The following is an 11,979-nucleotide window of genomic DNA, read 5'->3' on the forward strand; positions in this document are numbered from 1 at the left end:
ACCTCCCCCATCTCCCAAATCAATGCTAATATGGGACAATTCCCCCCCGGAATTTCGGGTCAAAAATGACAAAAAAATCAAGCACAGTATAACCCCTCCTCAAAAATCTCACCAAACTGTGCTAAAATCGCCTATAACCCTTTTGTGTTAAAATTTCTAATACATTTATCATTTAAGGGCTAACCCCCGATATTTAGGCTGAAAAGAGGAATTCCCATGACCAGCAGTTATAGTGCAGAGCAGATTCAGGTTCTCGAAGGTCTCGAACCCGTCCGCAAACGTCCGGGGATGTACATTGGGTCAACCGGGCCGAGAGGACTCCATCATCTGGTTTATGAAGTGGTGGATAACTCCATTGATGAAGCCCTGGCTGGCTATTGTAGCCATATCGAGATTGATATTAACTCCGATGGCTCTGTTACAGTTACCGATGATGGTCGTGGGATTCCGGTGGATGTCCACTCCTCCACGGGAAAATCCGCGTTAGAAACAGTAATGACCGTCCTCCACGCGGGGGGTAAATTTGGTGGTGGAGGATATAAAGTCTCTGGGGGACTCCACGGGGTTGGGGTTTCGGTGGTGAATGCCCTGTCGGAATGGGTGAATGTGAAAGTTTTTCGGGAAAATAATATTTATACCCAACGCTACGAACGGGGTATCCCAGTTACGGAGTTAGAAAGTGAACCGAACCAACAGAAAGGCAACACGGGAACGTCTGTCACTTTCCTTCCCGATGCCAAAATTTTTAGTGAGACGGTAGATTTTGACTATAATACCCTGGCCGGACGACTGCGGGAACTGGCGTACTTGAATGGGGGAGTCCGCATCACCTTCAGCGACTACCGCCCCGAGGAAAGCCGCATTGAGAGTTATTGTTATGAGGGGGGGATTAAAGAGTATGTGGGCTACATGACGCGAGAAAAGCAACCCCTCCACGAAGATATTATTTATGTGGAAGGGGAGAAAGAGGGCGTGACCATTGAGGTGGCGTTGCAATGGTGTATTGATGCTTACAGTGATAACTTGTTGGGGTTTGCCAATAATATTCGTACCATTGACGGGGGGACACACCTAGAGGGGTTGAAAACCGTCCTCACCCGCACCATGAATAATGTGGCCCGTCGTCGTAATAAGTTAAAAGAGAATGATGCCAATTTAGGCGGTGAAAACGTCCGGGAGGGGTTAACCGGGGTCATTTCTGTGAAAGTGCCTGATCCGGAGTTTGAGGGACAAACGAAAACTAAGTTAGGGAATACGGAAGTCCGGGGGATTGTGGATTCGTTGGTGGGGGAAGTCCTCAGCGAGTATTTGGAGTTTAATCCAGGTGTGACCGATGCGGTGATTGAGAAGGCGATACAATCCTTTAAGGCGGCAGAAGCGGCCCGACGGGCCCGGGATTTGGTGCGCCGTAAGTCGGTTTTGGAGTCGTCTCCCTTGCCTGGAAAGTTGGCGGACTGTAGTTCCCGTGACCCGGAGGAGTCGGAGATTTATATTGTAGAAGGGGATTCTGCGGGCGGTTCAGCCAAACAAGGGCGCGATCGCAGAACCCAAGCCATCCTCCCCCTGCGTGGTAAAATCCTCAACATCGAAAAAACCGACGATGCCAAAATTTATAAAAACAACGAAATTCAAGCCTTAATTACCGCATTAGGATTAGGCATCAAAGGAGAAGACTTTGATATGAGTAATCTCCGCTATCACAATATCGTGATCATGACTGACGCTGACGTTGATGGAGCGCACATCCGAACCCTGTTATTAACCTTCTTTTTCCGCTATCAACGGGAGTTAATTGATCAGGGTTATGTGTATATTGCTTGTCCTCCCTTGTATAAGTTAGAACGGGGAAAAAATCACCAATATTTGTATAGCGATCGGGAATTACATCGCGCCATTCAAGAATTACCGTCCAATGCCAATTACAGCATTCAACGGTTTAAAGGGTTAGGGGAAATGATGCCCCAACAACTCTGGGATACCACCATGAACCCTGAATCGCGCATGATGAAGCAAGTGGAAATCGAGGATGCTGCGGAAGCCGATCGCATTTTCACAGTATTAATGGGAGATAAAGTTGCACCCCGTCGAGAGTTTATTGAAACCGAGGGACCCAAATTAAATCTAGATGATTTAGATATTTAACGGGTTTTGTCTCTCAGCCTTGGGTTTTAACCCAAGGTTGAAAGAACATCCGGTTAACATCTTAGAATGGGAGCAACTTGCCCACCTTACTAAACAAGTTTATGACTGCCACGCTACAGAATGTTAACTGGGACCAACTACAAAACGGCTCTGACATCCGAGGTGTTGCCCTGTCTGGTGTTCCCGATGAACCCGTCAACCTCACCCCAGAAGTCGCCCAAACCCTAGGGAAAGCCTTTGTGCAATGGTTAAGCCAAACCTTAAATAAACCCACCCCAGACCTCACCATCAGTTTAGGACGAGATAGCCGCCTCTCTGGGGAAGACTTAATGGGTGCAACCATGGCCGCCATCAAAAGTCTCGGTTGTCGCGTCTATGACTTTGCCATGGCCTCCACTCCGGCCATGTTTATGAGTACCGTCCACCCCGATTTTAACTGTGATGGGGCCATCATGCTCACCGCCAGCCATTTACCCTTTAACCGCAATGGCTTGAAATTTTTTACCCAGTCCGGAGGACTAGGCAAACCGGATATTAAGGCTATTCTCCACTTGGCCGCGGCCCAAGACTTCCCCGCAACCGTAGAGGGGGGCAGCATTGAACCCCAGGACTTTATCTCGGTGTATGCGGAGGGGTTAGTCAACTTAGTTCGAGAAAGCGTCAACCACCCCCAAAACTTTGAACAACCCCTCAAAGGGTTGAAAATTATTGTTGATGCAGGGAATGGGGCCGGGGGGTTTTATGGGGACAAGGTGCTACAACCCCTTGGGGCCGATACAACGGGCAGTCAATTTTTAGACCCCGATGGCACATTTCCCAACCATGTCCCTAACCCGGAGAATGAAACGGCAATGGCGGCCATTTCCCAAGCTGTGGTGCAACAAAAGGCTGACTTTGGTATTATTTTTGATACGGATGTAGATCGAGGGGCGGCGGTGGACTCTAACGGCCAAGATTTAAACCGCAATCGTTTAATTGCCCTCATTTCTGCCGTTGTTCTTAAAGAACATCCTCACTCTACTATTGTCACAGATTCTATTACCTCAGAGGGGTTAACGAAGTTCATTGAAAACGACCTGCAAGGGGTTCACCACCGCTTCAAACGGGGTTATAAAAATGTGATTAATGAGGCTATTCGTTTAAACCAAGAGGGACAAGAATCGTGGTTAGCCATTGAAACCTCTGGTCACGGGGCGATGAAAGAAAATTATTTCTTGGATGATGGGGCTTATTTAATCACGAAGTTATTGGTTGAATTGGCCAAATTAAACCTAGAGGGGAAACAACTTTCTGATCTCATTGCCAATTTAGAAGAACCCCAAGAAAGCCGTGAGTTACGGATGAAAATTGGGGTAGCGGAGTTTAAAGACTACGGCAACCAAGTGATTGAGAGTTTAAAAGACTTTGCCCATCAGCAACCGGGATGGGAGGTTGTGCCGAAGAATTATGAGGGGGTACGGGTGAGTTGTCAGTCTCCGGAAGAACAGGGTTGGTTTTTGTTGCGTTTGTCGTTGCATGACCCAGTTATTCCCTTAAATATTGAGTCTAATGTGGAGGGAGGAGTGAGTCAAATTGCTCAGAAATTATTAGGATTTTTACAACAGTTTGAGCAATTAGACTTGGCTGCGTTTGAGGGATTAAAAGATTAAAGGAGGATTAAAGGGTTAACGGTAAGCCTTGGGTTAAACCCCAAGGCTAAAAATTGAATTAAACTGAATTATCCATTATCCATTATAAATTATCCATTATTCTGAATTGCTTCAGGGAGACGATACCACGGTAAATGGGGATATTCGTGGTGTTCCCAATGATAGCCGAAATGATAACAGGCGATAAATGACCAAAATTCGGAGAAGTAGAGACTTTTGGCCCGATGGGAGTTGGTAAACCCTTGGGAGGGACGACGGTGGGGGAGGAATATCCCGAAGAAAAAGAGTTGGAAAGAACTGACAAACATGGGGATAACCCAAAATAACATTAGGTTGGTGTAGGGAATATCAAAGATCACGTGCAATCCGTGGAAGGTTGAGGTCATTCCAATTAACAGTATCCATCGTTGGGTTTTTTGCATATATCCCCACATAAAGCGGACATACCAGAGAAAGGGGTTGTTTTCTAAGTCGGGGTAATAGTCGGGGTCTTCTTCCGTGGAGGGGGATGCGTGGTGTTGGTGGTGTTTTTCTTTGAGGAAGTTATAGAGGAACAGGGCATAACAGAAGGACGCGATCGCGCCTATGGTATCATTGACCCAACGGTTCGAGGGAGACACTGAACCATGAATGGCATCGTGGGCCGTGATAAATAACCCCGTTTGTAAGAAGATACGACAAAATATTGAGATTGCGATCGCCCAATTAGGAATCTCGCTTAAATCACTCAACAGTAATCCCACACAAGTTCCGACGGCCAGCGTGATAATTAACACCCCTAACATAATACTAATCCCGTCCTGCTGAATCGTGGCGAGGACACCCCGTATCCTACTGGGATAAGTCTGAGTCTCTGTACTGGACATGAAAATAGCAGTAATAAAGTGGACTTCCCTTAATATACCGTTACAAACTGCGATTATTCCCACATCTTTACGAACTCATAAGGAATGACTGAGTTTATCCTCCCCTCAGTGATAAGCTAAAGTGACTTAACTTAACAATTGGACAAACAAGGGAGCTAATATTGCAGACCCTCAAGAACTGTAAAGTTTAATAAAATCCGATTGCCTAAAACTAAACCATAGTGCTAATTTAAAAACATAGATACAAGCAAGGCACACACCCTTGTAAAACGGCCTAGATTGGAGTTTTGTATCTCCGGCTTCCAATCTACCTACATTTTCTTCTGGCCATTTTCTTCTAGATACCATTTCTAGATACCCTATTTTTCTAGCTCATCTTTCTCTGGCTGTGGTATTCTTCTGGGTCATTCCCAGAACTCGACTAATCAATAATTCCCCGAAATTAAGGGTGAATTTGTCCATTTCGCTAATTCCATTTTGCTAATTCCATTTTGCTAATTCCAATGATGTCAGTCTAGAGAAAGCGATCATTGAATTGAAATGAGACGAGTTTAGATAAAGCAGCATCGGTATTTTTACACTTGGTAGTTTGTCCGCAGTACAGACGTAAAGCTGAATTCTGTAAACTGAATTCAATAACAAACAAGACCTTAACCGGACTCACAATCAGCACCTCTGCACCGTTTGGACTACAACTACAATCATCATACCTGATTGGGTAAGCTGATGCGCTCAAATTAAAACAGTCTCAAGAAGGAATTGTGGGAACACTTTGTACACTGAACTTAACTTGATCTACTTTTTAACGTTATTCACTTTCCATTGCAGTCGTTCGATTATAACCTACCCAACGCTACGCAATTCGCGTTCATCTCCTTGACTTAAAACCAGCGTAGCAGGGTAGGTTTAACAGTTAAATAATTATCAAATATTTTTAATGTTTTGTTAAATTCATAAACCAGCCTGGGGGATGAATAGGGATTTCTATGGTTTTTCCTACAGGAGCTTCTTGAAACTGTTTTGCATACTCTTCAAAGTTTAAATCAACCCAAGGGTCATAACGCCAATCTAAAATAATTCCAACACATAAAATCATTAAAGCAGTAGTTGCGACATTTTTAACTTGTGGCGGTGTTGTCCCCCATTTCATCCAAACCAAGATCAGTAACAAATTTACCATTAACAAAAAATAGTAACGATTTCCAAAACCGGGAGTTTTAGCTACTGCGTCTAAATCACCAGATACGGCAAAAGTAGACAAAAAACCAGCCCCAAAAATCAATATATTAAAAGTTGTAAATAAAGTTAATTCTAGTGGGGATTTAAATAATGTGTAACCTAAAATTACTACACTCGTTATCCCTGCCAAGAGAAGTAACCAATCAAGATTACCATTAGTTAATGAGAGAAGAGATCCATAACCGTTTTGTCCCAATAAAAAACTCAAGGTAACTTGTCCTCCTAAAATTTTCAAAAATCCATCCAAAGCATCTAGAGTAAACAGATCAATCAGTCCAAAATCTGATCGAGTTTGTCTAGAATGACCATAATTTAATAAAAAATAAAGTTGTGTCAGACTTCCTAAAGTAGCAAATCCAAAATATACCCATAATCTTTTACTACGTTTTTTCCAACACAATATAGCAATAATAGGAGAAAGAATAGTAGAAAATATCCCGGTAAAAGCAGAAATTATAATACCACTAATATCAAATATTTTTTCAAAAAAATTACGAGGTTTTTTTGCAACAATGATCATGAAAAATAAAATCGCTAAACGCCATTGAGCATTGGTTAGATTAGCATGAACCTCAAATGAATTAGGGATTGCTAAATACAAAAAAGCAATTAAAACTCTCAGAGAAAACTTAGGAATTAAATGGTGGAAGCGATGTGATAAAATAAACCACGCAGGTAAGACTTGAACAACAATAGCAACTATATTAAAAAATAAAGGACTCCAATAGAGTGAAGTGGAAAAGTAAGTAATTATTGCTACTATTCTTTGAAAGCTATGAAGATAGCCAGCATAAGGAATTAATAAAGTAGATATATCCCCTTGTCTTTCGTAAACCTGACCGTAAAAAATAACCCCGTCTTCTGCCCAAAACTGGGCATTAGTAATAGCATCGGGTCGTCGAGAAATAATAATCAATAATGCCAAAACTAAAAATATAACGTAAAAAGTACGTTTCTTTTTATGCTTTTCTAAAAACTGATCAATAGTTTTAGCAAATAAAGCCAAATAACTTTTGGTTTGATGGCTCAACTGTATAAATTTTTTCTTAGTAAACATTAGTTTTTTTACCTCAAAACCAAGTATTTTTACAAGACGATGTAAGAATAAAGCCACAAGTAATTGAGCCATATTCCATTGCAACTGCAACTCTTGTGTTGTCTCTAGATGATATATAATACCCTACCCTCTCCCATTGGCCTACTGTTCTGTAAAAGTCATGATGATCAGTTATACAATTTACCCCAATTTTTTCTCTTAGAGTCTTCTATTACTCTACGATGTAATTTATTCTTGGGATACAGGACTAACTCTTGCTCGATATAATAACTTGCCTTGGTAGCGATAGCCCACATAGCGCACTCGCACGGTTTCTCCGGGTTGGGCGGTTCCCTCCATTAATTCGTGTTCTTGGGGGTTATAGGGGCATTCTTCCCCGACAGAGGCGATCTTTTCTACCCCCCACTGCTTCATTAAATTCTCGACTGGACTCAAAAGGGGGATTAATCGACTGGCAGGCAATTCAGGATTTTTCTCAGTTGCTTTAACTGCGGTGGGCCATTGTAAGAGCCAAGTCTCTAAAACTTGTAAACTGGACTGGTGGAACTGTTCTAATAGGGTGTCTTGTTGGGTTTGCAGTTGTTGGGATAAGCGGTGGCATTCTTGTTGTAACTCCGTGACTTCTCCTTGGGGACTGTTCTCAGTTTCAGTAAATTCCCTGAGAAATTCACTCAGCGAAAGTTGTAAGGCGTGGGCTATCTTAGCCACATTCTCTACCCGCATTTGGCCAATATTCCCTTGTCTCACCTGTCGCACTTGCCACCGAGACACCCCGGCCACGCGACTTAATTCCGCAAAACTCTGAATCTCAGCTTGGGCCATTAGTTGACGTAAACGGTTTGTGGACATGGGAAATAATGGATCATGGAAAATGGATAATGGATAATTGTGACGATTATGACGATTATTGAGTCTTCTGTCCTCTACCTTGGGATACGGTCTATCTGTGAAGTTCTGTATGTTTCCTCTTGTCCAGTTGCCGCAAAATTCCCTAGGATGAGAATGGTAGCAATCTTTAAGAGATTCTTAAAGTAGGGTGCTGACATTTTGCCTGATGTGATGAGCCGAGACCAATCGTGAAAAACCCGTTTGTGCAGAAAGATGATAATATTATCGCGTTATTCCTTCACCGACTGGGGCAAGGGGCAATTATACTACTTGATTTTCTAGATCAACAGGTGAATGCTGTGATCAAATATCTCAAGCAACACATTTCCTCCTCAGTACAACCCCCTCAACCTCAACCTCAACCGGCCCCCTTACCCCAAAAGGAGGAACAACGGCAACAGAATCTAGACTCCTATAATATTCTAGATACCCTGCCAGAAGGGGATTTTGATGATATTACCACTCTGGCTTCTCAAATTTGTGGGACGAAGATTGCTTTAATTAGTTTACTAGACCGCGATCGCCAGTGGTTTAAATCTAAACAGGGACTCGATGCCGATGAAACACCAAGGGATTGGGCATTTTGCGCCCATGCTATCCTCAACCCTGATGAGGTGTTAGTCGTCCCCAATGCCCGTAAAGATAAACGCTTTGCCCGTAACCCCCTCGTCTTGGGCGACCCGAACATTCAATTTTATGCCGGGGCCCCCCTCGTCACCCCAGAAGGTCATGCCCTGGGGACCCTTTGTGCCATTGATCAAAAACCCCATAAACTTAGCCCAGAACAAGTGAACGCCCTGCAAGCCCTAAGTCGTCAGGTCATGGGACAAATGGAACTCCGTCGCAATATTCGTAACCTCGAAACGGAAGTAAACCGACGGAAAAAAACAGAATTCGCCCTACAACGGGAACGACAAAAGGCGGATACTCTCTTACGCAACATTCTCCCGGCGAAAATTGCCCACAAACTCAAACAAAATCCGGGATTAATCGCCCAAGCCTACGACTCTGTGACCATTCTTTTTGCGGATTTAGTCAATTTTACAGAATTTTCGAGTCAAACCTCTCCCCAAACCTTAGTTGCCACACTGAATAAGATTTTTTCTGAATTTGATGCCCTCACGGATAAATATCAACTGGAAAAAATCAAAACTATTGGGGATGCGTACATGGTGGCCGGGGGACTCCCTCAACCGAGTCAAACCAATGCCACAGCTATTGCTAATATGGCTTTAGAAATGCAAGCGGTGATGGAACGCCATCAACAAGAATATCCCTCAAAACTGAGTCTCCGTATTGGCATTAATACGGGGCCCGTGGTGGCCGGGGTAATTGGTCAGAAAAAGTTTGCCTATGATCTTTGGGGGGATGCGGTTAATGTGGCGAGTCGCATGGAAATGTTAGGGGTTGAGGGGAAAATACAGGTGACAGACAATACTTATCAACTTTTAAAAAATCAGTTTCACTTTGAAGACCGGGGAACAATAGATGTGAAAGGGAAAGGAGAAATGCCTGTTTATTTCTTGATGGGAAAACAGGAAAATGTAAGTTGTAATTTATAGCGTTTTGCAGTTTTTTTTAAAGTGTTTATTGGTTTTTGAGGCAAGGAAATGGGGAACAGGGACTAGGGAACAGGGAAAAGAGAACCCGGATTAGTCAAATTTAAGGACACTTAATTGGTTTTGTTCCCTGTCTATATATTAAGTTTTCCTGCAAATGGTCGAAAACTGCATATCAAAGGGCGCATTCAGAGATACAACAAAACAGGAAAAGTCCTTTTTTTTGCATTGGAGAGGTTCATCATGGCATACCTGAAACGTCGCCACTTTTTACAATTGAGTGCTGCTGCACTGACTACCCTCGGTCTTCATTCTCTCACGTTACAACGGCGGGCGACTCAATATGGGAAAGTCCTTGCTCAAAATACTCCCCGTAAACTAGCGTTATTGGTGGGGATTAATCAATATCCGAATAGCGATCGCTTTGATAATCTCCTCGGTTGTGTCAATGATGTCACGCTGCAAAAATACTTACTCATGCACCGTTTTGGCTTCCAAGACTCGGATATTCTCACCCTAACGGATGCGGCGGCCAGTCGCCAAGGGATCATTACGGCCTTTGAAGAACACCTCATTGCCCAAGCGAAACCGGGGGATGTGGTGGTTTTCCACTTTTCCGGTCATGGGTCCCAGGTGGATACTCCCACCCCCATTGATCCCAACTACCCCTATAACAGCACCTTTGTCCCGGCAGATTCCACCATTTCCGGCAATAACACTGTGGCCGATATTATGGGGCAAACCCTCTTTTTATTGATGTATGCGTTACGGCAAAAAACCGACAATGTGGCGGTTATCCTCGATAGTTGTCATTCGGGAGGGGGAACGAGAGGGGAGGTGCTGGTGCGGGCAGCAGAAGCCGCACAACGGGTTTCTGAGGCGGAATATGCCTATCAACAAACCCTTCTCAACCGTCTTAATTTAACCCCGGAACAATTCCAAGGGGAACGGGAAAAAGGAGTGGCAACGGGGGCGGTTTTAGCGTCCACCACCCGGGAACAATTGGCGGCGGATTATAATTTTGGGGCATTTCATGCGGGGGCGTTTAGTTATTTGCTCACCCAGTATCTCTGGCAGCAGTCTAATTCTACCGGAGATGCGATCGCTATTCTCCAAAAGCGTATTGATGACCTCGCCACCCAACAACGTCCCATATTAGATACCCGTAGCGATAGGAATAAACCCATCTATTACCTCAACCCCACTCAACCCCCCGCAGAAGCCGCAGTTTTAAGCGTAACAGGGAATCAAGCCAGAGTGTGGCTTGGAGGAGTCAATCAAGAGAGTTTAGATGCCTTTGGTCCTGAAGCCATTCTCGTCCCCGTAAACCGTCCAGAGGCAGGACAAGTGACCTTAACCCAACGGTCTGGATTAGAAGCCGAGGCGACCATTGAGGGCAATATTCAAGCCGGGGATTTATTACAGGAATACGCCCGGGCTATCCCCACAGACTGGCAATTAGGCATCGGCCTTGATCCAACCTTGGGGAGTGATGCAGCAACGGCCCGTCGTGCCTTAACTTCATTAAACCGGATCAAGGCCATCCCCTCCCAGTCGGCCACTGAACCCTATGCACAAAAGGTGCATTATATTCTCAGCCGGATGACTCCAGAGTATCAGCAACAGTTAACCCCAGACAGCGAAAAACCGTCCGAGGGGAGTATTGGTTTATTTTCCCCGGCCTTAGAAGTGATTCCCGATTCCTTTGGGTTAGCGGGGGAAAGTATAGAGGCGGCCATTCAACGGTTACAACCGAAACTGCGGGCATTATTGGCCACTCGGATTATTCGCTTAACCCTCAATGCCCAGTCTTCTCAGTTAGATGTAGGGGTGACGATGAAATTAGAGCGATCGCAAACTCAAGTGATCGGTCAATCCTTTACCTTTCGGGGAGAAGACTGTCAAGAACCCACGGATTGTAGTCATGGGGGAAGTCGGGGCAATGGGGAACTCTTGTTAACCCGTGTCCCGATCAATGAAGCCTTTCAGTTTGAAGTGATTAATAATGAAGATCAAGCTCTCTATTTAGGCGTATTAGTCATTAGTTCCACGGGGAAAATTACCGTTCTCTTTCCCAATGAACACCAAGAGGATGACAACTTGGAGAACACAACGCGAGTTGAGGCTAAGAGTACCCTCTTAATTCCCAACCCCCAAGAAGATGACTTTGTTCTCGTCAGTGCGGAAACGGGGACAGGAGAAGCGTTAGTCATTGCCAGTGAGAAGCCCATGACAGAAGCGTTTTCCCGGTTGCGTAACTTAGCGCGGGGGTCACGGGGTCCCGTCACGGTTGATGAACCCTTATCTTTGATTACGGATTTTGTCCGAGGGGTCCGAAGTGGGGAAGTTGCCAGCGTGCGATCGCGCCAAGAATATGAACGACTCCGGGCCACTCAAATGGCGACTTTATCCATTAGCTTTGAAGTTATTCCGGATTAGTTGACATCCTCCCTCGACAGAGCCGAGGGATTCCTAAGAATCAGCGAGGTTCTTCATTCAACGACTCCGCTTGCTGTGACAAGATTTCTCCAGCCACAGTAGAGGCAGTGTCTCCTGAAGCGTTTCCTATCGTGTAGATA

General features: G+C 44.6%; 7 protein-coding genes. 4 read left to right on the top strand and 3 right to left on the bottom strand.

The genetic code is table 11. From position 1 onward, the window contains the following. Positions 1-216: 216 nt before the first annotated feature. On the top strand, positions 217-2,142 hold the full coding sequence (gyrB, locus tag PN462_RS05440; RefSeq protein WP_272127002.1) for a DNA topoisomerase (ATP-hydrolyzing) subunit B: 1,926 nt from the start codon (positions 217-219) through the stop codon (positions 2,140-2,142). Positions 2,143-2,243: 101 nt separating this feature from the next. Then, positions 2,244-3,791 (top strand): phosphomannomutase/phosphoglucomutase, encoded by a 1,548-nt coding sequence (locus PN462_RS05445; protein WP_272127003.1) that lies wholly within the window; start codon positions 2,244-2,246, stop codon positions 3,789-3,791. 89 nt (positions 3,792-3,880) lie between these two features. Here PN462_RS05445 and PN462_RS05450 read toward each other — a convergent pair whose 3' ends face one another. The 3 genes from PN462_RS05450 to grpE all read right to left on the bottom strand — a co-directional run bounded on the left by PN462_RS05450 (position 3,881) and on the right by grpE (position 7,802). Continuing rightward, positions 3,881-4,657, bottom strand: coding sequence for a fatty acid desaturase (locus tag PN462_RS05450; RefSeq protein ID WP_272127004.1), 777 nt, complete (start codon positions 4,655-4,657; stop codon positions 3,881-3,883). Positions 4,658-5,591: 934 nt separating this feature from the next. Beyond that, positions 5,592-7,025, bottom strand: a complete 1,434-nt coding sequence (locus tag PN462_RS05455) for a hypothetical protein (RefSeq protein ID WP_272127005.1) — start codon at positions 7,023-7,025, stop codon at positions 5,592-5,594. 156 nt (positions 7,026-7,181) lie between these two features. Further along, a complete protein-coding gene (gene grpE, locus PN462_RS05460; RefSeq protein ID WP_272127006.1) occupies positions 7,182-7,802 on the bottom strand; it encodes a nucleotide exchange factor GrpE in 621 nt (206 codons plus the stop codon). 227 nt (positions 7,803-8,029) lie between these two features. Between grpE and PN462_RS05465 the strand changes: the two genes are divergently transcribed. Both PN462_RS05465 and PN462_RS05470 read left to right on the top strand, forming a co-directional pair. Beyond that, positions 8,030-9,403, top strand: a complete 1,374-nt coding sequence (locus PN462_RS05465) for an adenylate/guanylate cyclase domain-containing protein (RefSeq protein WP_272127007.1) — start codon at positions 8,030-8,032, stop codon at positions 9,401-9,403. 240 nt (positions 9,404-9,643) lie between these two features. Further along, a complete protein-coding gene (locus PN462_RS05470) occupies positions 9,644-11,839 on the top strand; it encodes a caspase family protein (RefSeq protein WP_272127008.1) in 2,196 nt (731 codons plus the stop codon). The last annotated feature ends 140 nt before the right edge of the window (positions 11,840-11,979 follow it).

Source organism: Spirulina sp. CS-785/01, from assembly GCF_028330525.1.
Taxonomy (GTDB): Bacteria; Cyanobacteriota; Cyanobacteriia; order Cyanobacteriales; family Spirulinaceae; genus JAQMSD01.